The 26,017-nt window shown below is 71.1% G+C and carries 17 protein-coding genes and 1 pseudogene; 12 read left to right on the forward strand and 6 right to left on the reverse strand.

Features of this window, described 5'->3' with window-relative positions; genetic code table 11:
• The first annotated feature begins 75 nt into the window (after positions 1–75).
• The 4 genes from CLT74_RS27250 to CLT74_RS27265 all read left to right on the forward strand — a co-directional run bounded on the left by CLT74_RS27250 (position 76) and on the right by CLT74_RS27265 (position 4,542).
• Entirely contained in the window at positions 76–468 is a 393-nt protein-coding gene (locus CLT74_RS27250) for an Asp23/Gls24 family envelope stress response protein (RefSeq protein ID WP_486582596.1), read from the forward strand.
• Between the two features lie 105 nt (positions 469–573).
• Positions 574–2,262 carry a coenzyme B12-dependent isobutyryl-CoA mutase large subunit gene (icmA, locus tag CLT74_RS27255; RefSeq protein WP_099850162.1) on the forward strand — a complete coding sequence of 563 codons (1,689 nt, stop codon included), beginning with the start codon at positions 574–576 and terminating at the stop codon, positions 2,260–2,262.
• Between the two features lie 99 nt (positions 2,263–2,361).
• Positions 2,362–3,273: a tetratricopeptide repeat protein gene (locus CLT74_RS27260; protein ID WP_099850164.1), complete on the forward strand. Its 912-nt coding sequence runs from the start codon at positions 2,362–2,364 to the stop codon at positions 3,271–3,273.
• A gap of 66 nt (positions 3,274–3,339) precedes the next feature.
• Positions 3,340–4,542: an arginase family protein gene (locus CLT74_RS27265; RefSeq protein ID WP_486582597.1), complete on the forward strand. Its 1,203-nt coding sequence runs from the start codon at positions 3,340–3,342 to the stop codon at positions 4,540–4,542.
• A 65-nt stretch (positions 4,543–4,607) separates the two neighbouring features.
• Here the strand turns inward: CLT74_RS27265 and CLT74_RS27270 are convergent.
• A pseudogene (locus CLT74_RS27270) lies at positions 4,608–6,562 on the reverse strand (penicillin-binding transpeptidase domain-containing protein).
• A gap of 286 nt (positions 6,563–6,848) precedes the next feature.
• On the opposite strand from CLT74_RS27270, the gene CLT74_RS27275 reads away from it, so the two are divergent.
• Positions 6,849–11,903, forward strand: a complete 5,055-nt coding sequence (locus tag CLT74_RS27275; RefSeq protein ID WP_099850166.1) for an NAD-glutamate dehydrogenase — start codon at positions 6,849–6,851, stop codon at positions 11,901–11,903.
• Positions 11,904–12,003: 100 nt separating this feature from the next.
• On the opposite strand, the gene CLT74_RS27280 is transcribed toward CLT74_RS27275, so the two are convergent.
• A complete protein-coding gene (locus CLT74_RS27280; protein WP_099850168.1) occupies positions 12,004–12,705 on the reverse strand; it encodes a class F sortase in 702 nt (233 codons plus the stop codon).
• Positions 12,689–13,726, reverse strand: a complete 1,038-nt coding sequence (locus CLT74_RS27285; RefSeq protein WP_099853059.1) for a hypothetical protein — start codon at positions 13,724–13,726, stop codon at positions 12,689–12,691. The genes CLT74_RS27280 and CLT74_RS27285 overlap by 17 nt, the downstream gene beginning before the upstream one ends.
• Before the next feature lie 533 nt (positions 13,727–14,259).
• Between CLT74_RS27285 and CLT74_RS27290 the strand changes: the two genes are divergently transcribed.
• Positions 14,260–16,074, forward strand: coding sequence for a glycoside hydrolase family 6 protein (locus tag CLT74_RS27290; protein ID WP_099850170.1), 1,815 nt, complete (start codon positions 14,260–14,262; stop codon positions 16,072–16,074).
• 200 nt (positions 16,075–16,274) lie between these two features.
• Here CLT74_RS27290 and CLT74_RS27295 read toward each other — a convergent pair whose 3' ends face one another.
• The 3 genes from CLT74_RS27295 to CLT74_RS27305 all read right to left on the reverse strand — a co-directional run bounded on the left by CLT74_RS27295 (position 16,275) and on the right by CLT74_RS27305 (position 18,392).
• Complete coding sequence (locus tag CLT74_RS27295; RefSeq protein WP_099850172.1) at positions 16,275–16,655, reverse strand: hypothetical protein; 381 nt, start codon at positions 16,653–16,655, stop codon at positions 16,275–16,277.
• 152 nt (positions 16,656–16,807) lie between these two features.
• Complete coding sequence (locus CLT74_RS27300) at positions 16,808–17,785, reverse strand: hypothetical protein (protein WP_099853064.1); 978 nt, start codon at positions 17,783–17,785, stop codon at positions 16,808–16,810.
• 10 nt (positions 17,786–17,795) lie between these two features.
• Positions 17,796–18,392, reverse strand: a complete 597-nt coding sequence (locus tag CLT74_RS27305) for a hypothetical protein (RefSeq protein WP_099850175.1) — start codon at positions 18,390–18,392, stop codon at positions 17,796–17,798.
• Positions 18,393–18,689: 297 nt separating this feature from the next.
• On the opposite strand from CLT74_RS27305, the gene CLT74_RS27310 reads away from it, so the two are divergent.
• From CLT74_RS27310 to CLT74_RS27335, 6 genes are all read left to right on the forward strand, one after another.
• Positions 18,690–21,500, forward strand: coding sequence for a nitrate- and nitrite sensing domain-containing protein (locus CLT74_RS27310; protein ID WP_099853068.1), 2,811 nt, complete (start codon positions 18,690–18,692; stop codon positions 21,498–21,500).
• Positions 21,500–21,919 carry a roadblock/LC7 domain-containing protein gene (locus CLT74_RS27315; RefSeq protein ID WP_099850177.1) on the forward strand — a complete coding sequence of 140 codons (420 nt, stop codon included), beginning with the start codon at positions 21,500–21,502 and terminating at the stop codon, positions 21,917–21,919. The genes CLT74_RS27310 and CLT74_RS27315 overlap by 1 nt, the downstream gene beginning before the upstream one ends.
• On the forward strand, positions 21,909–22,298 hold the full coding sequence (locus CLT74_RS27320) for a DUF742 domain-containing protein (protein ID WP_099853072.1): 390 nt from the start codon (positions 21,909–21,911) through the stop codon (positions 22,296–22,298). Before CLT74_RS27315 ends, CLT74_RS27320 begins: the two co-directional genes overlap by 11 nt.
• Entirely contained in the window at positions 22,279–22,881 is a 603-nt protein-coding gene (locus CLT74_RS27325; protein ID WP_099850180.1) for an ATP/GTP-binding protein, read from the forward strand. Before CLT74_RS27320 ends, CLT74_RS27325 begins: the two co-directional genes overlap by 20 nt.
• 128 nt (positions 22,882–23,009) lie before the next feature.
• Positions 23,010–24,044, forward strand: coding sequence for a lactonase family protein (locus tag CLT74_RS27330; RefSeq protein WP_199172432.1), 1,035 nt, complete (start codon positions 23,010–23,012; stop codon positions 24,042–24,044).
• Positions 24,045–24,189: 145 nt separating this feature from the next.
• Positions 24,190–25,953: a substrate-binding domain-containing protein gene (locus tag CLT74_RS27335; RefSeq protein ID WP_099853075.1), complete on the forward strand. Its 1,764-nt coding sequence runs from the start codon at positions 24,190–24,192 to the stop codon at positions 25,951–25,953.
• The last annotated feature ends 64 nt before the right edge of the window (positions 25,954–26,017 follow it).

Here is a 26,017-nt window from a genome sequence, read left to right on the forward strand (position 1 = left end):
GGGACGGTTAGGCTCGCACCGCCGCGCGGTCGCGCGTGCGCTGCGACGGCTGCTGGGGGACGCATGGACCACGAGATGACGCAGGAGTTGCCGATGACGCCGGACGCCGTGGCGGGTGGTAGTACGCAGATCTCGGACGAGGTGGTCGAGAAGATCGCGGTGGCCGCGGCGAAGGCCGTGCCCGGCGTGGTCGAGTTGGGTGGCGACATCGCCCGGTTCTTCAACGCCGTGCTGGACCGGGTGGGTCTCGACCAGGTCGGCGACGCGCGTCGGGGGTGCTCGGCGCACGTGACGAACGGCGGTGCCGTGATCAACCTGGTGATCGTGACCGAGGCCGGGCATCCGGTGCCCCAGGTGACCACGGCGGTGCGGGTCGAGGTGACCCGGACGGTCGAGGCGTACGGACTGCGGGTCGACGAGATCAACATCCGGGTGGACGACGTGGCCATCGACGGTCCCCCCGCCTGAGTTCACGCAGCTCAGGTTACCGGTCGGTACGAACTACCTTATCGATCGTTCAGGTAAGGGCTCTACACTCGACGTGCAGTCGAGGACTCAAGGAGGAGCCCGGGGATGAACGCCGACGACATCGCGGCCGGGCGGGCCCGCTGGCAGGCCCGCTACGACTCCGCGCGCAAGCGGGACGCCGACTTCACCACGCTCTCCGGGATGCCTGTCGAGCCGGTCTACGGCCCGCCGGAGGGCGCGGCGTACCCGGGCTTCGAGCGGATCGGCTGGCCGGGGGAGTTCCCCTACACGCGTGGCCTCTACCCGACCGGCTACCGGGGGCGGACCTGGACCATCCGCCAGTTCGCCGGGTTCGGCAACGCGCGGCAGACGAACGAGCGCTACAAGATGATCCTGGGCGCCGGTGGTGGTGGCCTCTCGGTCGCCTTCGACATGCCCACGCTGATGGGGCGCGACTCCGACGACCCGCAGTCGCTCGGCGAGGTGGGCCACTGCGGGGTGGCGGTGGACAGCGCGGCCGACATGGAGGTGCTCTTCGACGGCATCGACCTGGCCGGGGTCACCACGAGCATGACCATCTCCGGCCCGGCGGTGCCGGTCTTCTGCATGTACCTGGTCGCCGCCGAGCGGCAGGGCGCCGACCTGTCGAGCCTCGACGGGACCCTGCAGACCGACATCTTCAAGGAGTACATCGCGCAGAAGGAGTGGCTGTTCGACCCGGAGCCGCACCTGCGTCTGATCGGCGACCTGATGGAGTACTGCGCCGCTGAGATCCCGCGTTACAAGCCGCTGTCGGTTTCCGGATACCACATCCGTGAGGCCGGCTCCACCGCCGCGCAGGAACTGGCGTACACCCTCGCCGACGGCTTCGGCTACGTCGAGCTGGGCCTGTCGCGCGGACTCGACGTCAACGTCTTCGCCCCCGGGCTGAGCTTCTTCTTCGACTCGCACGTCGACTTCTTCGAGGAGATCGCCAAGTTCCGGGCCGCCCGTCGGATCTGGGCCCGCTGGCTGCGCGACGTCTACGGCGCCACCAGCGAGAAGGCGCTCTGGCTGCGGTTCCACACGCAGACCGCCGGCGTGTCGCTGACCGCGCAGCAACCGGTGAACAACGTGGTACGTACCGCCGTCGAGGCGCTCGCCGCGGTGCTCGGTGGCACCAACTCGCTGCACACGAACGCCTTGGACGAGACCCTCGCCCTGCCCACCGACGAGTCCGCCGAGATCGCCCTGCGTACCCAGCAGGTGCTGATGGAGGAGATCGGGGTGACGAACGTGGCCGACCCGCTGGGCGGCTCGTGGTACGTCGAGGCGCTCACCGACCGGATCGAGGCCGAGGCGGAGGAGATCTTCGCCCGGATCCGGGCGCTGGGCGGCGAGGGCCCGCACGCGATCGGGCCGATGACCTCCGGCATCCTGCGCGGCATCGAGGACGGCTGGTTCACCGGGCAGATCGCCGAGGCCGCCTTCGCCTACCAGCAGGCGTTGGAGAAGGGCGAGAAGAAGATCGTCGGAGTCAACTGCCACACCGGCACGGTCGCCAAGGAGCTGGAGATCCTGCGGATCTCGCACGAGGTGGAGCTGGAGCAGCGCCGGATGCTCGCCGAACGCAAGCGCGCTCGGGACGAGGCCCGGGTGCGTGACGCGGTGGCGGCGATGGTGGCGGTGAGCCGCACCGGGGAGAACATGATCCCGGCGATGCTCGACGCTGTCCGGGCGGAGGCGACCCTCGGCGAGATCTGCGACGCGCTGCGCGCCGAATGGGGCGTTTACCGCGAGCCCGCACGCTTCTGACCTTCGCCCCACCAGGGTGGCTGGGCAGGGGTGACAGTGGCAACTGTGCGGGCCGAGGCTGAGCCGAGTTCGGCGAACTGCGTGCGAGACTAGACAACCATGAGCGACCCACGGATCACCTCGTCGATCTTTACCCGCGGCGCGGTCGACCTCAGCGCGCTGCGCACCCCTGCCCCCAGTCCCGCACCGGCCCCGGTTCAGGCCGGCCCGCCCGCCGGGGCACCCGGCGGTGCCGTCGGTGACGTCACAGTCGTCGACGTGACCGAGGCGACCTTCCAGTCGGAGGTTCTGGAGCGCTCGTTGACCACACCCGTCGTGGTCGACTTCTGGGCCGAGTGGTGCCAGCCGTGCAAGCAGCTCTCCCCGGTGCTGGAACGGCTGGCGGTGGAGGGTGGCGGCGCGTGGGTGCTCGCCAAGGTCGACGTGGACGCCAACCCGCGGCTCGCGCAGATGTTCCGGGTCCAGGGCATTCCGATGGTGTACGCGGTGGTCGGCGGGCAACCCGTCGACGCCTTCTCGGGTGTGGTGCCCGAGCCGCAGCTGCGCCAGTGGATCCAGGCCGTGCTCAAGGCCGGCGGAGTGAGCGTGGCCGAGCCGGAGGACCCCCGGCTCGACGAGGCGGACGACGCGCTGATGAGTGGTGACCTGGACGCCGCCGAGCAGGCGTACCGGAAGATCCTCGCCGAGACCCCGACGGACGCCGCCGCCGAGGCCGGGCTGGCCCAGGTGGGGCTCGCCCGCCGGGTGGCCGGCACCGACCCGCAGGCCGCGCTCACCGCCGCGGCGTCCGACCCCGACGATGTCGACGCCCAACTGCTCGCCGCCGACATCGAGGTGCTCAGTGGGCTGGCCGATCAGGCGTACCAGCGTCTGGTCGGGCTGGTCCGCTGCACCAGCGGTGACGATCGGGAGAAGGCCCGCCAGCACCTGGTCGGCCTCTTCGCCATCGCCGGACCTGAGGACCCCGCAGTCGCCTCGGCCCGCCGGGCCCTGGCCAGCGCCCTGTTCTGAGTACCTGCCACGCCAGCGCGGGCCGGCGTGTTGCCGGCCCGCCCTCACCTCGGAGGACGGGAGCCCGTGATGCGCCGGATCGCCGTCCTCGACGCGCCGAGCAACCTCGGTCTGCGCCCGCCCACGTCCACCTCGGTACCGGGCTGCGGTAAGGCACCTGGTGCGCTACGCGACCAGGGCCTGCTGCCCCGGTTGCGGGCCCGGGACGCGGGTTGCCTGACCCCGCCCCGCTACGACGCCGGTGACTGGCGGCCCGGCGACGGCGTCTGCCACGCGCGGGAGATCGCCGACTACTCGGCCGCACTTGCCGACCGGATCGGCGCGATCATCGACCGGGGAGAGTTCCCCGTGGTCCTCGGCGGTGACTGTTCGATCCTGCTCGGCTCGGCGCTGGCCATGCACCGGCTGGGGGAGGCGGTCGGCGGCCGGATCGGGCTGGTCTTCGTCGACGGCCATTCCGACTTCCGGCACCCCGGCAACGCCTCGTACGTGGGCGCGGCGGCGGGCGAGGATCTGGCTCTGGTCACCGGCCGGGGCCAGGCCGACCTGGCGGCCATCGAGGGTCGGCGGCCCTACTTCCGGGACATCGACGTGGTGGTGCTGGGCATCCGGGCCCAGGACGAGTACCGACTCGACCTCCAGGCCGCCGGGATCATCACCAGACCGGTGCCGGCACTGCGCGCCGAGGGGGCGGCGCGCACCGCACAGTGGGCGCACGAGCAGCTCGCCGACTGCGCCGGCTACTGGGTGCACGTCGACGTGGACGTGCTCGACCCCGCCGTGATGCCGGCGGTCGACGCGCCCGACCCGGGTGGCATCGCCTTCGCCGAGTTGGAGATCCTGCTCGCCGGTCTGGTCGACACCCCGCACTGCCTCGGCGTCGAGCTGACCGTCTTCGATCCCGACTACGACCCGGACGGCGCGTACGCCGCGGAGATCGTCAACACAGTGGTGTCCGGCCTTCGTCCGGTGACCGCTCCCGGCTCCGCGCCACCCCGACTTCGTCCCGAGGAGACGCCGAGCCCCACCCCCGGCCCGCGCCGGAGCATCGATCAGTTCGGCCTGCCGATCGCACCGGCACCTCGCGACCACGGTCAGGCCCGCGACGACGACGATGACGTGGCCGATGGCGGCCTGGTCGACGGCGGGTCGGTCGACGGCGGGTCGGCTGAGGTCGGCGATGGCTTGGGCGATGGTGGCCCGGGTGTCGCCGACCTCCCGACGGCGGCCACGCGTCCGGCCACCACGCCCGGTGGGCCGGCCGCCTGACCGCCAGCTGACCTACCCTCCGTCGAGTCGACTCGGGGCCGGGACAGCCCGGCCGGGAGCCCTGGTCAGTCGGCCAGGGCGCGCAGGAAGCGCTCCGCGATCGGTACCGCGGTGCCGCTACCCGAACCGCCCTTCTCGACGAAGACGGCGAAGGCGACGTCGCCCTGCCAGCCGACGAACCAGGCGTGGGTGTTCTCGGGGTTGTCGTCGTACTCGGCGGTGCCGGTCTTGCCGTGCACCGGCTCGCCCGGCACGTCCCGCAACGCCGTCCCGGAGCCGCTGGTGACCACGTCGCGCATCATGTCCTGGACGGCCTTGACCGCCTCGGGCTTCAACTGCGGCCCCGGCTCGGCCGCCCGTTCCGGGGCGGGATCCACAAGCAACTGCGGTGGCAGGAACTGGCCCCGGGCCACCGCCGCGGTCGCCGCCGTCATGGCCAGCGGGCTGACCACCGTCGTACCCTGGCCGATCGCCGCGGCGGCCTGTTCGGTGGCGCCACCGCCCGCCGACACCTTGCCGGTAAAGGCGTCGAGGCCCAGATCCCCCACGCGCCCTCCAGGCCCAGGGTGCGTCCGGCGGCGGCGAGCCCGTCCGCGCCCAACTGGGGGGCGAGCGCGGCGAAGGCGGTGTTGCACGACTTGGCGAAATCGGTGCGGAAGGGCACCTCGCCGAGGGCGAAGTTGTTGGAGTTCTTGAAGGAGCGCCCGTCCACCGTGAACGTCTTGGGGCAGGCCACGGTGCTCTCGGGAGTCACCGCACCCCGTTCGATCAGCCCGAACGCGCTCACCATCTTGAAGGTGGAGCCGGGTGGCACCTGCGCGGTGAAGGCCAGGTTCTCCCCGGCCGCACCGGGGCCGTTGGCCGCGGCGAGCACGGCACCGTCGCTGATCCGTACGGCCACCAGGGCGGCCCGCCGGCGCTCCCCGCGCAGCGCCCGGTCGGCCGCGTTCTGAGTGGCCACGTCGAGGGTGGTGCGCACCGGTTGACCCGGCTGGGGCTCGCTGCGGAACACCTCGGTGCCGGTCGGCTCCACCGTGCCGTCCGGCCCAGCGCGGTTGATCACGACGGTGAGTCCCGGTACGCCGCGCAGCCGCTCGTCCCAGCGGCCCTGCAACCCGCCGTGACCGACGAGGTCGCCGGGGGAGTAGCGGTCGGGATGGTTGGCGAGGTCCTCGGCGTAGGCGGGGTCGACGCTGCCGAGCACCGCCCTCGCGAACTCACGGGTGGGGGCGAGTTCCAGCGTGTCGGTCGGGAACTTCGTCCCCGAGAGGGGGTAGATGCGTGACTTGATCTGCCGGTAGGCCTCGTCGCGCAGGGTGACCACCTCGACGAACGCGTCCGGTTTGGCCTCCTTGAGCCGTTTGGGCAGGTCCGACAGGTCAACCGGCGGGGTGATCGCCGGACGGATGGCGCGGAAGGCGGCATCCAACTCGCGGATCATGGCCCCGACGTCTGTCACCTCGTTGGGCTGCAGGCCCACCCGGACCACGTCGCGCGGGGCCACGATCGGCTCGCCGGAACCGTCGAGCACGGTGGCCCGGGGCGCCCGTTCCCGGCGCAGTCCCAGCCGGTCGCCCCGGGTGAGCTGTTCCTGGACGATCTGCGGCTCCCAGATCACCTGCCACTGGTCGTCGCGGCCCTGGGTGAGCCGCACCGGTCGGTCGTACGCCCAGGTCGTCCCGCCGGGCAGCGTCCACTCCGCGCGGACACTCGCGGTGGCGGTGCTCTGGACCACCTCGGGATCGCCCTGGCGGGTCAGGGTGAGCGGAGCATCGACAAGCTCGCCGGAAAGGTCCCGGATCTCCTGGACGACGGTGCCGGCGGGAATCTTCGCGCCGGTCGGGTCGACGAAGCCGACCGCGTTCAGGTCGCCCTTGCGCCAGCCCTCCAGGAAGGCGTCGACGGTGCGCTGCGGGCCGTCCTCGCCGGAGCAGGCGACCAGGCTGGCCGCGACGACCAGGCAGGCGGCGACGATGGCCAGTGGTGACCGGCTGCGACGGTGCCGGCGCGAAACGTACATCTGCTGCTTCCTCCTGGTCGGCTGCTCCGCACGCTAGTACGCCGACGCGCGGGCCACTGTCCCGGTCGGGGCTGGCCAGGCGAAAAGACGGTCTTGCGACGGTGTGATGAACAACATCAGGCGGGGTACTCCGAACCCGGCCCAACCTCGTACCGCAACGGGTGAAAGGACGACGTCGGAGATCCGGACGTCCGGCCGGTGGTCCGCCGACGGTGAAACCGATCGGTCGGCCTAGGCTTGGCGGCAGAGTGACCCACAGCGCTGTGGGTCGAGGGGAGTGGCACCGATGGACCGGCGTCCGGCGATCAAACCGGGACCCGACCTCCGGCAGGCTGACACCGGCCGGGACGACAGTTTCGACACGGCTACCGACGGGGACGGTTTCGACCGGCTCGACACAGGCGCGACCGGGATGACCGGTTCGAGCATCGACACCCTCTACGATCTGGGACTGCCGCCGGAGGCGCTGGCCGACGACGCGGACGACACCGAACTCGACGAGCCGGTGCCCAACGCCGAGCGCCTGGTGGCCCAGGCTGTGTCGCTCGCCGGTGACGACCATGACGCGGCGACCCTGGTGGGCCGGTTCTGGCGGTTCGCGCCGGACGAGGAACTGATCGGGTTCACCGCCGAGGAGATGCTCGACGCCGCCCGCGCGCATCGGGAACTGGCCCGGCAGCGGGTGCCGGGTGAGTTGAAGCTGCGGATCCACTCACCCGACGCGGAGCAGCACCACAGCGTCATCGAGATCGTCACCGATGACATGCCGTTCCTTGTCGACTCGGTGACCGCCCTGCTCAACACCCACCACCTGGACGTTCACCTGCTGGTGCACCCGCTGGTCGTGGTCCGCCGGGAGCCGCTTGGTCGGTTGGTCGAGGTCGCCGCCGACGTGGAGCCGGACGACGCGATCTCCGGTGACCTGGTCGAGAGCTGGATGCGGATCGAGATCGACCCGGTCCGCGACCCGGAGGAACGCGACAAGCTGCGCCGTGAGTTGCAGCGGGTGCTGACCGACGTGCGGGAGGCCGTCGAGGACTGGCCGAAGATGCGCCAGCGTGCCCTCGCTTTCGCCGAGGAGCTGGCTGCCGCACGGACCAGCGACAACCGGCCACCGGTGCCGGAGAAGGACATCACCGACTCGGTGGAGCTGCTGCGTTGGCTGGCGCACGACCACTTCACCTTCCTCGGCTACCGGGAGTACCGGCTGGTGCCGAACGCGGCCGGGGGCGGGCCGGCGCTGGAAGCGGTGCTCGGCACCGGGCTGGGCATCCTGCGTCAGGACTCGCCAGAGGCGCGGGCGCTGTCCTCGATGACGCCCGAGGCACACGAGAAGGTCACCGAGAAACGCCTGCTGATCATCACCAAGGCGAACTCGCGCGCCACGGTGCACCGCTCGGCGTACCTCGACTACATCGGCTTCAAGATCTTTGACGAGAACGGCGAGGTGGTGGGGGAGCGGCGCTTCCTGGGGCTGTTCTCCACCGCCGCGTACCGGACCAGCGTGCAGGAGCTGCCGGTGGTCCGACGCAAGGTCGCCGAGGTGCTGGACCGCTCCGGGTTGAGCCTGCGCAGCCACTCCGGCAAGGATCTCATGCAGATCCTGGAGACGTACCCGCGCGACGAGCTGTTCCAGATCAAGACCGACGACCTGTACCACGCGGTCATCGGGGTGCTGCGGATGGCCGGTCGCCGGCAGCTGCGGGTGTTCCTGCGCCGGGACGCGTACGGGCGGTTCATCTCCTGTCTGATCTACCTGCCCCGGGACCGGTTCACCACCCAGAACCGGCTGCGCATGCAGGACATCCTGCTGCGTGAGCTGAACGGTGTCGGGGTGGACTACACCACCCGGGTGACGGAGTCGATGCTGGCCCGGGTGCACTTCATCGTGCGTACCGACCCGACGAGCCCGCCCGGCGACATCGACGCTGATCTGTTGGCCGAGGAGTTGGCCGACGCCACCCGGTTGTGGGACGACGACTACCGGCTGGTGCTGGAGCGCAAGCTCGGCGACGAGCAGGCCAAGCACCTGTTCGGCAGGTACGCCGACGCGTTCCCGGAGGGCTACAAGGACGGGCACACGCCGTACGAGGCGATGAAGGACCTGGCCAAGCTGGAGCTGCTGGAGGAGCCCGGCCAACTGGAGATGCACCTGTTCCGCAAGCAGTTGGCGCCGCGTGCCGGCGGCCGGGGCACGTACGTCGACGAGTCGATGGACGTGCGGTTCAAGGTGTACCGCTACGGCGAGCCGATGATGCTCTCGGCGGTGCTGCCGGTGCTGCACTCGCTCGGCGTGAGGGTCGTCGACGAGCACCCGTACGAGGTGGAACGGGTCGACGGGCGGATCTGGCTGTACGACTTCGGGCTACGGCTGCCGGAGGGGCACCAGGAGCTGGCCGAGGTACGCCCGCACGTGGAGAACGCCTTCGCGGCGGCGTGGCGGGGCGAAGCCGAGGTGGACCGCTTCAACGAGCTGGTGCTGCGCGCCGGACTGACCTGGCGTCAGGTGGTGGTGCTGCGGGCGTACGCGAAGTACCTGCGCCAGACCGGCACGGTGTTCTCACAGGACTACATGGAGTCCACGTTCATCGCGTACCCGCACCTGGCCACGCTGCTGGTGCAGCTCTTCGAGGCGCGGTTCGAGCCGGGGCCGGTCGGTGCCGAGCAGCGCGAGCGGCGTGGTGCCGAGCTGGTGGCCGAGATCCGCGCCGCGCTCGACGACGTGGCCAGCCTCGACCAGGACCGGATCCTGCGGTCGTATCTCTCGCTGATCCAGGCCACCCTGCGGACCAGCTTCTATCAGAAGCCGGTGGGCGGGCGTCCCAAGCCGTACGTCGCGTTCAAGCTCGACCCGCAGGCGATACCGGAACTGCCCGCGCCCCGGCCCCGGTTCGAGGTCTTCGTGTACTCGCCCCGGTTCGAGGGCGTGCACCTGCGGTTCGGGCCGGTGGCCCGGGGTGGCCTGCGCTGGTCCGACCGGCGGGAGGACTTCCGGACCGAGGTGCTCGGCCTGGTCAAGGCGCAGATGGTGAAGAACGCCGTGATCGTGCCGGTGGGCGCGAAGGGCGGCTTCGTGCTCAAGCAGCAGCCGGGTGACCGCGACGAGGCCGTGACCTGCTACAAGGAGTTCGTCTCGGCGCTGCTGGATGTCACCGACAACATCGTGGCCGGTGAGATCGTGCCACCGGAGGACGTGGTCCGGCACGACGGCGACGACCCGTACATGGTGGTGGCGGCGGACAAGGGCACCGCGACGTTCTCCGACACCGCCAACGAGATCTCGACGGCGCACGACTTCTGGCTGGGCGACGCCTTCGCCTCCGGCGGTTCGGCCGGCTACGACCACAAGAAGATGGGCATCACCGCGCGGGGCGCGTGGGAGTCGGTCAAGCGGCACTTCCGCGAGCTGGGGCACGACACCCAGAGCCAGGACTTCACAGTTGTCGGTGTCGGCGACATGTCCGGTGACGTGTTCGGTAACGGCATGCTGCTCTCCGAGCACATCAGGCTGGTGGCCGCCTTCGACCACCGGCACATCTTCCTGGACCCGGACCCGGACCCGGCCACCTCGTACGCCGAACGGAAGCGGTTGTTCGAGCTGTCCCGGTCCACCTGGGAGGAGTACGACGCCGAGCTGATCTCGGCCGGTGGCGGGGTCTATCCGCGTACCGCGAAGTCGGTGCCGATCTCACCGCAGGTCCGTACCGTGCTCGGGCTCGACGACGACGTCGAGCAGCTGAGCCCGCAGGAGTTGATGAAGGCCATCCTCACCGCGCCTGTCGACCTGTTCTGGAACGGTGGCATCGGCACCTACGTCAAGGCGTCCAGCGAGACAAACGCCCAGGTGGGCGACAAGTCGAACGACGCGATCCGGGTGGATGGTCGCAGCCTGCGTTGCCGGGTGGTCGGTGAGGGCGGCAACCTGGGCTTCACCCAGCACGGTCGGATCGAGTACGCCCAGGCGGGCGGCCGGATGTACACCGACTTCATCGACAACGCGGCCGGGGTGGACTGCTCCGACCACGAGGTGAACATCAAGATCCTGCTGAACACCGCGGTGGCCGACGGCGAGCTGTCCGTCCCCGAGCGGGACGAGCTGCTCGCCCGGATGACCGACGAGGTCGCGGAGCTGGTGCTGCGGGACAACTACGACCAGGCCCGGGCGATCAACAACTCCCAGGCCCAGGCGACCTCGCTGCTTCCGGTGCACCGCCGGATGATCACGGAGCTGGAGCGTGCGGGCGTCCTGGACCGGTCGCTGGAGGCGCTGCCGCCGGACGAGGAACTGGCGGTCCGCACCGAGTCCGGGCTGACCGCGCCGGAATTCGCGGTGCTGCTGGCGTACGTGAAGATCGCCTTGGAGAAGGAGATCCTCAACGACGGGCTGCCCGACGAGAAGTGGACAGACGAGGTGCTCGTCAACTACTTCCCGACGCCGATGCGCGAGCGGTTCGCCGACCGGATGGACCGGCACCGGCTGCGCCGCGACATCGTGACCACGGTGCTGGTCAACGAGGCGATCAACCGGGGCGGGATCTCGTTCGTCTTCCGGGTGGTCGAGGAGACCGCCGCGACGGCGGCCGACGTGATCCGGGCGTACGTGGTGGTTCGCGAGGTCTTCGGACTGCGTGCACTGTGGGACGACGTCGAGGCGCTGGACAACCGGATCGATCCGGAGTTGCAGACAAGCGTCTATCTCGACACCCGCCGGCTGCTCGACCGGGCGGTGCGGTGGCTGGTCACCAACCGCCGCTCGCCGATCGACGTGCCGGCGGAGATCACCCGGTTGCGGGACGGGATCACCCGGCTCCTGCCCACGATGGAGACGCTCTTCTACGGCAGCGAGCGTGAGTCGATCGCGGCGCACATCGACTCCCTCACGGAGCGTGGTGTGCCGCGCGAGCTGGCCGAGCGCAGCACCCGGCTGATGTACAGCTTCGGGCTGCTGGACGTGGTGGAGACCGCCGCCGGTACCGCGCGGGACGTCGGCGAGGTCGCCTCGGTCTACTTCGTGCTCTCGGACCGGTTCCGGGTGGACTCGCTGCTGTCGAAGATCTCGCTGCTGCCGCGCGAGGACCGGTGGCAGACGCTCGCCCGGATGGCGCTGCGATACGACCTGTACGCCGCGCTCGCCGCCCTCACCGCGGAGGTGCTCGACTCCACGTCGGTCGACCTGCCGCCGCAGGAGCGGGTGCAGCAGTGGGAGCAGTCGAACGCCACCTCGATCCACCGCGCCGAACGGGCGATGGGGGAGTTCGACGAGTCCCGGGCGGACCTGGCGGCCCTGTCGGTCCTCCTCCGTCAGATCCGCACCCTGGTCCGCACCTCCGCCGCCACCTGACCGCGCCGACCTGCGTGATCATGCAGTTGTGGCACCCCGAACGCGTGGATTCGCGGCGTTCGTCGGGTGCCACAACTGCATGATCGGCGGGGTGGGGTCGTCAGGGGATGAGGGAGGCGAAGACGATCACGTTGTCAGGGTAGTCGCCGGTCGCCTCGTCGAACTGGCCGCCGCAGGTGACCACCCGTAGCCCCGGCCGGTCGCTGGGGCCGTACACCAACTCGGTGGGAAACGCGGCCTTCGGGTACGAGGCAACCGAGTCCACCCGGAAGGTCGCCGCTCGGCCGTCGGCCCGGTCGACGGTGACGGTGTCGCCGGGTTGCAGGGCCCCGAGGGAGAAGAAGACGGCGGGCCCGATGGCCGCCGAGTCGACGTGCCCGACGATTACGGAGTTACCCGGCTCGCCGGGGCTCGGTCCGGGCTCGTACCAGCCGGCGAGAAGTGCCTGGTCGAGCGGGGGCACCTGGACGGTGCCATCCGGGTTGGTGCCGAGCGCCATGATGCCGGCGCGGACTCCGATCCGGGGGATGGTGATGCCGGTGGGGGCGGCGCGGGGCAGCCCCGTCGGTACCCGCTCCGCCCCGCTCAGGTCGGCCCCGCTGAACGGACCGGCAGGGGTGGGTGCCGTCGTCCCCGCCACCGGCTGCGGTGGGCGCGGCGTCTCGGTGGTCTTGAGCGATGCGCCGATGAGCCCGGAGCCCATCATGGCGAGCAGGACGACGACGGCGGCGCCGACGGCGCGCCACGGTCCACCGTGACGGCCGTCGGCCCGTCTCGTCGTCGCGTCAGGCCGCGAACTCATCGGCGCGACGACGACGCATCAGCACGAGGCCCCCGAGGGCAGCCGCACCGACCAGGCCCGCACCGGCGGTGGCCAGGCCGCGGTCGGCACCGGTGGCGATGCCACCGTCACCGCCGTCGACCCCACCGTGCGGCAGGACGACCAGTTCGCCCGTGCCGCAGGAGCCCTCCAGCTTGTACGTGCCGGGCTTGGCGTCCCGGGCGACGCGGGCTTCGCCGTAGTAGACGAAGTCCTTCTGGTGCTCCCAGCTGTCGTCCTTGCCGTGCTCGTCGGCCGCGTCCGCCGCCCAGTCGCGCTTGCCGGACCACTCGCTCTCGCCGGAGTGCTCCTCGGATCCACCCGACCAGTGGCCCTTGTCGGACTCACCCGACCAGTCGCCCTTGTCGGACTCACCCGACCAGTCGCCTTCGCCGGACCAGTCGTGCTCGGCGGAGTCCGCGCCGTTCTCGTGCCGACCCGACCAGCCGCCGGTGGACTCCTCGTCGGCCCACTCGCTCGCCTCGTCCTGGCCCTTCCAGTCCTTCTTGTCCTCGCTCTTCCAGTCCTTCTTGTCGTGGTCCTTGGAGTCGCGGCCACCTTCTGCGTCCTGGCCGTGCTCCTCGCCCTTCCAGTCGTCGCGGACGTCAGCCGCGCCGCCGCCCCAGCCGCTGCCGGATTCGGCCTCGGCCGGCTGCGAACGCTCGTGGCCGGACCAGCCCTCGCTGTCCGCGCCGTGTTCGGTGGCGCCGTTCTCCTCGCCCCAACCCTTGTGGTCGCCGCGCGAGTCGCGGTCCTCGGCCGGCTTGAGCTTGACCTTCCCGGTGACCTTGGACCAGACGAACGGGTGCTCCTGCGGCTCCTCGCAGATCTGCACGAGCTTGACCTCTTCGCCAGCCTTGACCGCGTGCGGCTTGGCGAAGACCTTGCCTTCGTCCGTGTCCGGTTGGCCGTCGGCGTACGCGACCCCGGGCGCGAACACCAGCAGGGAGGCGCTGCCGAGGGCAGCACCCGCAACGACCTTCCCCAGCATCTTCTTAGCCATGACCTGTGTCACTCCATCCCTGTTGTCCTGCGGCCGGCAACAACCGAGCCAGAACCGACGTTAGACCGTTTCATGACTTATGCAGGGAAAAATTCGTGTTCTGCCATTAGTTCGGTCTGCCGGGTTCTGACGGGCTACTTGCCCGGGGAGTGCCGACCTGTCCGCGTGCCTGAGCGGGAGCTGGACGTGCTGATCCGCCCCGCCCGCTTCGTGGTTGCGGTAGCGATGGGGTATTTGTCCCGGTAGGGTTTTGAAAATATCGAACCATTGCCATGGAAGCGCTCCCATGCAAGAATCGCTGCACGCGGTGAGCAGAGCCACACCGCGTAGGCAGGTGTCGAGGGCATCCGGTTCGCCGGACGACCACCTGACCGCCGACCGGTGAGACCGGTCGTCGCACCACCACCAACGCCCGTCCGGGTCGGGCGCTCCCGAAGAATCCCGTTGGCACCGGCGGTCGTCCGCGCAGGACGCCCCTCGGGCCACGTGCCGGGCCGTACGCGGATCCGGTCTCGCCCAAGGAGATCAGTGGCATGAATGTGTGGAGTAGGCTGTCCGGCCGACGCCGGGCCGTCGCGCTGGCCGGCGCGAGCGCGCTGGTCGCGGGCGGTTTGGTGACACTACCGGTGACCGCGGCGCACGCGGCGACGCAGTGCGACGTGACCTATACGACGAATGACTGGCAGGGCGGCTTCACCGCCAACGTCACCATCAGGAACGTCGGCGACGCGCTCAGCAGCTGGACGCTCGGCTTCACGTTCCCCGACGCCAACCAGCGTCTGGTGCAGGGCTGGTCGGCCCGCTGGAGTCAGTCGGGCCGTAACGTGACCGCGCAGAACGAGTCGTGGAACGGGAACCTGGCCACCGGCGCCAGCGCGAGCATCGGCTTCAACGGCTCGTGGAGCGGCAGCAACCCCAAGCCCACCTCGTTCACCGTCAACGGGGTGGCCTGCAACGGCGGCACGACGCCGACCACGCCGCCGCCGCCGACGACGCCGCCGCCGAGCACGCCGCCGCCGCCCACGACGCCGCCGCCGACCACGCCGCCGCCGCCGACGACCCCGCCGCCCACCACGCCGCCGCCCGGCACCAAGGTGGACAACCCGTACCTGAACGCCCGGGGCTACGTGAACCCGGAGTGGAAGGCCAAGGCCGAGTCGGTAAGCGGTGGCAACCGGGTGTCGAACCTGTCGACAGCGGTCTGGATCGACCGGATCGCGGCGATCGAGGGTACCGACAACAGCCAGTCCAACGGTCCGATGGGGATCCGGGACCACCTGGACGAGGCGCTGCGGCAGAACGCGCAGTACATCCAGTTCGTCATCTACAACCTTCCCGGCCGTGACTGCGCGGCGCTCGCCTCCAACGGTGAGCTGAAGGCGGACGAACTGCCGAAGTACAAGGCCGAGTACATCGACCCGATCGCGGCGATCCAGGGTGACGCGAAGTACCGCAACATCCGGATCATCAACGTCATCGAGGTCGACTCGCTGCCGAACCTGGTGACCAACACCTCCGGCAACCCGGGTGGCACCGTGATGTGCGACACGGTCAAGGCCAACGGTGCGTACGTGCAGGGTGTCGGCTACGCCCTGGCCAAGCTGGGCGCCTTCTCGAACGTCTACAACTACGTCGACGCCGGGCACCACGGCTGGCTCGGTTGGGACAGCAACTTCACCCCGACCGCCCAGATCCTGAAGGAGGCCGCGACGGCCTCCGGCAGCACCGTGAACCACGTGCACGGCTTCATCACCAACACCGCCAACTACTCGGCGCTGATCGAGCCGTACGCGAAGGTCACCGACTCGGTGAACGGGCAGACGGTGCGGCAGTCGGACTGGATCGACTGGAACCAGTACAACGACGAGCAGAGCTTCGCTCAGGCGTTCCGTCAGGAACTGGTCCGGCAGGGCTTCCCGAGCGGCATCGGCATGCTGATCGACACCTCCCGTAACGGTTGGGGTGGCCCCAACCGGCCCACCGCCGCGGGTCCGACGACCAACGTGAACACCTACGTGGACGGTGGCCGGGTCGACCGTCGTATCCACAAGGGCAACTGGTGCAACCAGGCCGGTGCCGGTATGGGCGAGCGCCCGAAGGCCGCCCCGGCTACGGGCATCGACGCGTACGTCTGGGTCAAGCCCCCGGGTGAGTCGGACGGCTCCAGCCGCGAGATCCCGAACAACGACGGCAAGGGCTTCGACCGGATGTGCGACCCGACCTACACCGGTAACGACCGCAACGGCAACAGCATGAGCGGTGCCCTGGCGGACGCCCCGATCTCGGGTGCCTGGTTCCCGGCGCAGTTCGCCGAGCTGATGGCCAACGCCTACCCGCCGCTGTCCTGACGGACACAGGCATACCCGCCGCCGACAGTAGGTGAGGCGCTGCGGCGGCAGGTCACCCGGGCCCCTGGTCCGACCGCACCGGTCGGACCAGGGGCCCCTCGTGCCGCCTGCGCCACGGTTGCCGTCACCCGCGACGACGGCGCGGTACGCCGCAACCGGCTACCGCCGCGTCGGCGGGGGCGCACCGTGGCGCGGGCGGATCAGGGCACCGTCTTCTCGATCGCGGCGCGACCGATGTCGTCCAGTTCGCGCCGGGCCCGCTCGATGTTCTCGGCGGTGAGGTCCTGCCCCCGGGCCATCACCAGGTCCTCCGGCTCCCAGGGCTGTTCAGCACCGGTACGGATGTTGTCGCCGGCAGCCCCGGTGCCGGTCCCCGTCGCCCCGGTTCCCGCCGCGTACGGGTCGCCGATGAGGTCCTCGGTCGGCGCGTCGCCGGTCTGGTCGCCCGGTTCGGCGAATGCCGGATTGTCCCGGTCTGCGCCACCTCCGGTGATCAGCTGAGGCACGGTGCTGTCGTCGTCGACCGCCGCGGCCGCCTCGGGGCGCTCCTCCAGCGGTCGTTCCCGATCACGATCCGTCATCGCTGCTGCCCTCCTGTCCGCGGCGCTCGCCGGCCCTGTTGCGCGTACCCGCCCCGCCGGTGGCCATGCCTGGTGGAGGTACGCCGAAGGCGGGTGCCCCGGATCCGGGGCACCCGCCTTCGGGTGGCGTCGTGGTGTCGGGTCGCCGCGGGTCAGCGTCCGAGCACGCGGTCGAGGAAGTCCCGGTACTCGCGCACGGCCACCCGCAACTGCTCGGTGTCCGAGGAGCCGGCCTCCTGCCAGCCACCGAGCTTGTTCTGGTGCTCGGCCAGGGCTGCGGCCAGCGCCTCCATGGCCTCCTCCACCAGCGACTGCGCCTCACCGGCCGCCGCCCGGGGGTCGTCCACGAAGCGGAGTTGGACGTCGCGCCAGCGGTCCCGGAAGCCCTGCGCCGTCGCCTCGTCGAACAGGGTCGCCGCCCCGGCCGGCACCGCCGCACCTGAGGTGTCCGTGCCCGTACCGGAGGTCTGCGTGTCGGGGTCGACCATCGTCGGGGCGGCGCTGCCGTAACCGGCTCCGTCCGCCGCCGTGTCGTCGTCCGCCGCCGTCACTCGGGAGACGTCGTCGGTCGCCCGGTCGCCGTCGACGGGGTCGTCGGTCAGGCGGTCGTCCGTCGTCCCGTCGGCGGCGGTCGAAGCCTCGACGTCGTTGTCGTCGTCGAGGTCGCCGTCGAACTTGTCGTCGGCCCGGTCGAACTCGTCGTCGGTCCGGTCGACCCGGTCTTCGGTCCGGTCGAACTCGGCCGTCGGGTCCGCCCGCCATCCCTCCCGCTCGCCGTCGACCGCGCCGTCGCCAGGCCGGGCGGTGTCCTCCCCGCGCGGGTCGCGCTCGTCCTCGGGACGTGGGCTGGCCAGTGCGGACGCGGCGACCGCGCCACCGACAGTGGTCGCGCCGAAGGCGGTCGGCACCGGACCCGGCTCGTTGAACTCGGCCCGCTCGCCGTCGGCGCCGGGCCGCCCGTCCCAGGGGCGACCCCGATCGGCCTCGGACCGGTCCCGGTCCGTCGGCTCGTCGAGGGTGTCGAGGTCCTCGTGCGTCTCCCGGTCGTCGTCGGTGTCCGGCACCGCCACCGGGGCGGAGCGTACGGTCTCCGGGTGGTCGTTGTTGAGCTGCTGCTCTTCCTGCCGCATGGTGGTCTCCTCAGCGGTTGGTGGCGTCATGGGCGGCATCGGGCTGGCGCTGTTCGGGCGTCCCGGCAGCGACCGGCGGCTCCTCGCCGAGCAGATCGCTGAAGAGGGCGCGGTAGTGGACGACGGCCTGGCGGAGATCCTCCGTGCTGGCCTCGCCCCGGGAGTTGCGCAGGTGGATCTCGTGCGCGTCACGGTAGTGACCCAGCGTGCGGGCGTGGTCCACGGAGAGATGGGCGATCTGGTCGTCGAACTCGCCTGTGGGGTAGCCGCGTTCGGCGATCAGCCGGCTGACCAGTTCGTCGGCCTGACCGACGGTTTCGGCGGGGGAATCGATGAAACGTACCTGGAGCTCCTCCCATGCCTCGGCGTACCGGGCACGGGACTCGGGGGTGAGCGGGACCAGTTCGAGCTCGGCGTGCCGGCGCTCCCGGTCCCGGAGCTCACGCTCGGCGGCGCTGCGGCTGTCCTGCTCGGCGACGACATGGTCGTACTCGGGACCGAAGCGCTGCCGGAGCGCCCGGCGGCGGCCGGCCACGACAACTGCGGCGGCGATGGCGGCGACCACCAGGATGACGAGGACGGTGACGACTATCTGCGTGGGCGACATGGCTCCTCCTTCGCCTGCAGGTATTCCCGCCACGCACTGATCGCCAATCCAGTTCCGGAGCACTTTCCTGCCCCGATCCCATTGCCGGCCCGGCGAAACCCGACAAGCGGTTCGTCCTCGGAACGTTCGGCAACGTACCGGTAGTCTCGACGGACGGTAGTGCGACCGGCGCGGATTACGTATCCTGCCCAAGGCGCCCGAGCCGGCGTCCCGGCGGGACGACCGGGGTGCGCCCCGGTGACGGCGCTGCCCGGCTGCGCCGGAGCCCTGCCAGCCACCCTTCCGGGCGAGGTCCGATTGAACACCCGCGACTGGCCGATCCGCTCGAAGCTGACCGCGTTGGTTGTCGTGCCGGTGACCGCCCTGCTGGCACTGTGGATCTTCGCCACCACGCTCACCTTCGGACCGGCGCTCGACCTGCTCTCCGCCCGCACTCTTCTCTACGATCTCGGCAGACCGGGTGAGACAGTGGTGGCCGAGCTGCAACGGGAGCGCCGGCTCTCCGTGGTGCACCTCGCCTCGCCCCGTAGCGAGTGCGGCCAGCCGCCAGCGAACTGTGTGCTGCCGGCTCTCCTGGAACAGCGGACCCGCACCGACGCGGCGGTCACCGAGCTACGCCGCCGGGTCGGCGGGGAACAGCTGCGGGACGCCGCCGGGGAGCTGCTCGAAGCCCGGCTCGATCGGTTCCTCGGCGAGCTGGACGCGTTGCCGGCCGGCCGAGCCTTCATCGATCGTCGGGACCTCGACCGGACCGGTGCCGTCGGCCTCTACAGCGGGATGATCTCCTCCGCGTTCCGCACCTTCACCGCCCTGGCCAATCTTCCGGACCACGACCTCAACCGGGAGGCGCTGGCGCTCACCAATCTCGGTCGCTCGCGGGAACTGCTCGGCCAGACCGACGCGCTGCTGGCCGGTGTGCTGACCGCCGGTGGGTTCGCCGAAGGCGAGCACACCCTGCTCGTGCAGGGCATCGGCAATCAACGGTTCCTGGCCGAGGCCGCGGTGGCCGACCTGCCCGAGGCGGACCGGACCGCCTACCAGCGGCTGACCGAACAGCGTGCGTTCGGCCGGCTCCGGTCGATGCAGGACGACCTGGTCACCACCGACCCGTCGGCCCGACCCCGGCTCGACCCGCAGGAGTGGCAGACCAGCTACGACGCGGTGCAGCAGTCGTTGCGGGACTTTGAACTGACCCAGGCGGACGGACTGGCCGACCGGTCCGTGCCGATGGCGGTACGCACCCTGGTCCGGCTGGCCGCAGCCGGACTGCTCGGCCTGGTCGCCGTCGTGCTCTCGCTGGTCGTGGCGGTCCGGGTCGGCCGCTCACTCGCGCAGCGGCTGACCCTGGTACGCGGCACGCTCGCCGACGCCGAACGGCGCCTACCGGAGGTGGTGGACCGGCTGCGCAAGGGGGAGCAGGTCGACCTGGCACAGGAGGCGTCCGTGGCCGACCGGGGCGCCGACGAGATCGGCCGGGTCGCCCAGGCGTTCACCGAGGTGCACCGGGCCGCGATCCGCTCGGCCATGGACGAGGTGAGCCTGCGGCGTGGCCTCAACGACGTCTTCCTGAACATCGCCCGACGCAGCCAGGGGCTCGTGCACCGGCAGCTCGCCCTGCTCGACCGACTGGAACGCGACGCGGAGGACCCCGACCACCTGGCCGAGCTGTTCCGCGTCGACCACCTCGCCACCCGGCTGCGTCGGCACGCGGAGGACCTGGTCATCCTCGCCGGTGCCGCACCGGGCCGGGGCTGGCGCAACCCGGTCGCCATGGTGGACCTGATCCGAGGGGCGATCTCCGAGGTCGAGTCGTACGACCGGGTCGACATCACCACGGTGCAGCCCGCCGGCACGGTCGGCCGGGTGGTGGGCGACATCATCCACCTGCTCGCCGAGCTGATCGAGAACGCCACGGCGTTCTCACCACCCGATTCACGGGTCGAGATCTCCGGTGAGCACGTGGCCCACGGTTACGCCCTCTCCGTATCCGACGAGGGTCTCGGCATGAGCGAGGCGGCGATCGACGAGGCGAACCTGAAGCTGGCCCGGTCGCCGGAGTTCGATCCCAGCGAGACCGCCCGGCTCGGGTTGTTCGTGGTGGCGCGACTGGCCGCCCGGCACGACGTCCGGGTGCGGCTGCGCCGATCGGAGGGAACCGGCCTCACCGCCGTGGTTCTCATCCCGACCGAGCTGATCACTGAGGAACCGTCGCCGCTGCCCGGTCCGGAGGTGCTGGCGGGTCACGACCGGGTTGCCACGCCGGAGCAGCGGCGACTGGCCCGGGCGAGTCGACTGACCACCGTGCCCCGGACCCGGACCCGGACCGCCCGAGGTGGCAGGCCGGTGTCGACCGGCGAGTCGGGCGCGGCAGCCGGCGCTCCGGGCGGCTCGACGGTCGGGCCGGCCGAGGCCGACGGGCTGCCCCGCCGGATCCGCCGGGGAGCCGTCGCCCCGTCCACTTCGGACTCGGCGGAAGCCCCGACAGCGACGGACGCCGGGGCGATGGACCGTGCCCCGTCCGGCACCGAGGCGGCTCCGACCGGAGCGGCACCGGCGTCCGCCGCCGGTACGTCACCATCCGGGACCGACTCGTCGACACCGGTGCCGGCCGGACCGGCTGCCACGCACCCGGGCGTACCCGGAGGTGACCGCACGTCGGAGCCCACGGTCCAACTGCCGACGGTGGCCGCACCCGTCGCACGGTCGGCCGCGATCGACGGCCCGACCGTCCGGCAGCCGGTGCTCGCCTCGCGGGCCCTCGACCGGGCGCACCGCGACCCGACGCCGCGAAGCCCCGAGGAGGCGCGGCGATTCATGTCGGCGTTGCAGGCGGGCACCGCGCGGGGTCGGCGCGCCGCCACCGGTACCCGCGACCCCGACCGGGACGGGCCGATGCCCGAGCAGCCGACCGGCCCGGGGCCGTCCCCGGCGGAGCCGAACCGCCCGGACGGCGCACCTGCCACGGGCCCGAACGGCCAGACTGGGACCCAGGTGGACTCGTCGGACCGGTCCGGGACCGCGCGGGTGGCCCAGGACCGGACCGCTGCGCCGCCCGGCACCGAAGCGGCGCCGGTGGATTCCCCGACCGCGACTGAGAGGGACGCCTGATGCAATCGACGAGGCAGAACGCAGATCTCGACTGGTTGCTTGACGATCTGCTGGAGCGGGTGCCGACCGCGCGGCACGCTGTGGTGCTGTCGGCGGACGGACTTCTGCTGGGTTCCTCCGCCGGCATGGACACCGCCGACGCCGAGCACCTCTGCGCGCTGGCCTCCGGCCTGTCCAGCCTCGCCCGGGGGGCCAGCCGACAGTTGACCGGGGGACCGGTCCGGCAGACCGTGGTGGAGATGGAGTCCGCGTACCTCTTCGTCACGGCGGCCGGGCAGGGCGCGTGCCTGGCGGTCGCCAGCGACGCGGACGCGGACATCGGCCTGGTGGCGTACGAGATGGCGATGCTGGTGACCCGGGTGGGCGAGAACCTGGGTGCGCCGGCTCGCGCGTCGGTGGGTACCGCCGATGCGGACTGACTTACCCGGGCCCCGACACGAGTGGCTCGACGCCGACGCCGGGCCGGTGGTGCGGCCGTACACCCTCACCGGGGGTCGTGCCCATCCGAGCAGCAACGGGTTCGACCTGGTCGCCTACGTGATGGCGAAGCCGGACCCGGACCTCGCGGCCTATCCGGAGCTGCATCCGGAGCACCGGTTGCTCGTGGAACTGGCCGGCAGCGGGACCCCGGTCGTGGAACTCGCCGCAGATCTGGACCTGGCGGTCGGCGTGGTCCGGGTGCTGCTTGGAGATCTGCTGTCCCGGGGACTGGTCGCCGTGCACCAGCCGCCGCGTGCCACGTACCTACCCGACAACGACATCCTCAAGGCGGTGGTCGATGGACTCCGTGCGTTATGACGGCGAGCGGCGGGGCCTTCGGGTGCCCATCGCGCTGAAGATCCTCATCGCCGGTGGCTTCGGCGCCGGCAAGACGACGCTTGTGAGCGCGTTGAGTGAGGTCCGGCCGTTGCAGACCGAGGAGATCCTGACGGGTGCCGGCATCGAGACCGACGACATCTCCGGGGTGGAGACCAAGTCGACGACCACCGTCGCGATGGATTTCGGGCGGATCACCATCAACGACGACCTCCAGCTGTACCTCTTCGGTACGCCTGGACAGGACCGGTTCTGGTTCCTCTGGGACGAGCTGGCCTTCGGGGCGCTCGGCGCGGTGGTGCTCGCCGACACCCGACGGCTGGCCGACTGCTTCCCCTCGATCGACTACTTCGAGCAGCGGGGCATCCCGTTCGTGGTGGGGGTGAACTGCTTCGACGACTCCCGGCGGTTCAGCCTGGAGGCGGTGCGTAAGGCCCTGGACCTAGACCCGGACGTGCCGATGGTGCTCTGCGACGCGCGGGACCGGCAGTCCGGCAAGACCGTGCTGATCTCCCTGGTCGAGCACGTGGCCCGGCAGCGGGGCGAGCCGGTGCCGACGGCCTGAGCCGACCGGGGGCGGGGGCCCGGGGCGGACCGGTGTGGCCGGGTCGCGGTTCAGAGGTCTAACTCGCCGGTGCGGGGGGAAGGTTTCTGGTGGGAGTCGGCGGACGAATGAGCGGAGGGCGGGAGCCGGTGGCAGGTCGAGACGAGATCGTTCACATCGGCGGATACACCGCGCCCAGCGGAGGGCGCGGGACCGGGATCGTCGCCGCCCGGCGGGAGCCGCGTACCGGTGAACTGACGTCGCTGGGCACCGTCGCGGTCACCGATTCGCCGTCCTTCCTGGCCCGCCACCCGACGCGACCCGTGCTGTACGCGGTGAACGAGCTGCCCGAGGGCCGGCTCAGCGCGTGGCGGGTCGAGACCGATGGTGACCTGGCCGCGATCGGCTCGTGGCCCACCGGCGGTGCGGAGCCGTGCCATCTGGCGGTCGCGCCGGACGGCGGGCACCTGTTCGTGGCCAACTACGGCGGCGGCAGCGTGACGGTGTTTCCGCTCGACGCCGAGGGGGTGCCCGGCGAGCGCACCGACGTGGTGGAGCACCAGGGGCACGGGGCCGACCCCGACCGCCAGGAGCGGGCGCACGCTCACATGGTCTCGCCGGGCCCGGGCGCGTCGCCGTTGCTGGCTGTCGACCTGGGCACCGACTCGATCTACCGGTACGACCTCGACGCCGCCACCGGGCGACTGGTTCCGCGCGCGCCCCGGGTGCGCACCGCTGCCGGGGTGGGGCCCCGACACCTGGCCCGGCACCCCGACGGGCGGCGCTGCTACGTCTCAGGCGAGTTGGACGGCTCGGTACTCGCCTACGAGCTGACCGACGGGACGCTGCACCAGCGGGGCCGGGTCGACGCCAGCGACCGGGGTGGGCACGTCCAACCGTCCGAGATCGGAATCGGTCCGGACGGCCGTTTCCTCTACGTCGCCAATCGGGGCGTCGGCACGGTGACGGTCTTCGCCCTCGGCGCTGGCCTGCCGGAACTCGTGGCGGAGGTGGAGACCGGCGGCGAGTGGCCCCGGCACTTCGCGCTCATCGGGGAGCACCTCTACGTCGCCGACGAACGGGCGGACATGGTGCGCACTTTCCGGGTCGATCCGGCGACGGGCGTGCCGGTGGCGAGCGGGGAGCCGTTGCCGGTTGCGAGCCCTACTTGCGTTCTGCCCTGATCGTGGGCGTCGGACATAGATACATCCACATTGCGCCGCTGACTCGTCACTCAAAGTTACTGAATCACGGTAAACTGTTTCTCCTCTGTAACTTTCGTCCGAACGGCCATGGCAGTCCAACGGTCGGATACGCAAGATGGTCTGCGTGTCAGCAGGCCGCCATCGCATGCGTTCAAGTATTCACGGTGCCGCCGCCGCAGCAGCGGTCGGCGTACTCGTCGTCACCGCTGGTGGGTGGGTGGGATATCGCCAACTCGCCGGTCAGGACTGCTCGGGCAAGATCGAGCTGTCCGTCGCGGTGGCGAGCGAGCTCGCCCCGGCGGTCGACGAGGCGGCCACCGAGTGGGAGGAGAAGGGCGCCGCAGTCGATGGAACGTGCATCGATGTGACGGTCGCTGCCTCCGACCCGGTCGAAGTGGCCGCGGTGGTCTCCGCCAAGCACGGCGCGATCCTGGCCGGGGTGGGGCAGGCCAGTGGCACCGCGGTGAGCCCGGACGTCTGGATCCCGGACTCCTCGACCTGGCTGCTGCGACTCAAGACCGGCGGCGCGGCGGCCTTCGAGCCCGGCAACGGCTCGTCCATCGCGAGCAGCCCGGTGGTGGTCGCCATGCCGGAGCCGATCGCCACCCGGCTGGGCTGGCCGCAGCAGGAACTCGGCTGGACCGACCTGCTGACACGCCTCAACAGTGACCGGCCGCTGAAGACCGGCATCGTGGAGCCGACCCGCGACGCCGCCGGACTGTCCGGCCTGCTGTCGATGATGACCGCCGCGGCGTCGAGCGGTGGCGAGACCGCCGAGCAGGAGCGCGTCGGTGCGCTGCGGGCGTTGGCCGCGGGCGCCTCGGCGCTGCGCCAGGACCTGCTCGCCAAGTTCCCGACGGCCACCGACGCCACCACGCTGGCCAGCGCCCTCGGTGCGGCGGCGCTGTCCGAGGAAGACGTCATCCAGTACAACGCCCGGAAGCCTCCGGTGCCGTTGGCAGCGCTCTACCTGAAGCCGGCACCGCTGCCGCTGGACTACCCGTACGCCGTGCTGCCCGGGATCGAGCCGGCCAAGGCGTCCGCCGCCGGGGTGCTGTTCGAGGCGCTCACCACGGCGTCGTTCAAGGACAAGCTGGCCGCGCAGTCGTTGCGGGCCCCGGACGGCAACTGGGGCGCCGGCTTCAACGCGCCGCAGGGTGCGCCGAGCCCGGCCGGCGGAGACCCCTCCGTCGCGCCGCCGGCACAGGGTGGCGTCGCCGCCGGTGGGCTGGCGCCGGACGCGGTGGAGCGGGCGGTCTCCAGCTGGTCCATCGCCACGCTGTCCGGCCGGATGCTCTGCGTCATCGACGTCTCCGGCTCGATGAAGAACGAGGTACCGACCGCGAACGGGGCGACCCGGCAGCAGGTCACCACGGAGGCTGCCCGGCGCGGCCTGAACCTGTTCGACGACTCCTGGTCGATCGGCCTGTGGGTCTTCTCGACGAACCTGGTGGGCTCGCGGGACTACCAGGAGCTGGTGCCGATCGCGCCGCTGTCGCGGCAGCGCAGCGAGCTGGAGCGGGGTCTGGACCGGGTCGTCTCGTCGAGCGGCGACACCGGCCTGTACGACACGCTGCTGGCCGCGTACAAGGACGTCCAGGCGAACTGGGAGCCGGGCAAGGTCAACTCGATCGTGCTCTTCACCGACGGCAAGAACGAGGACGACAACGGCATCTCCCAGAAGGCCCTGCTCGCCGAGCTGAAGCGGATCAAGGACCCGGACCAGCCGATCCAGGTGATCATCATCGGTATCGGCACTGAGGTCAGCAAGTCGGAGCTGGACACCATCGCGAAGAGCGCCGGTGGCGGTGCGTTCGTCGCCACCGACCCCACCAAGATCGGTGACATCTTCCTCCGGGCGATCGCGCTGCGGAAGGCGCCGGCCTGACCTGAGAAACCCCGAAAAGGGGCCGGTGGTACCGGTTTCTCCGGTACCACCGGCCCCTTTCTCG

This window comes from Verrucosispora sp. CNZ293 (assembly GCF_002754655.1).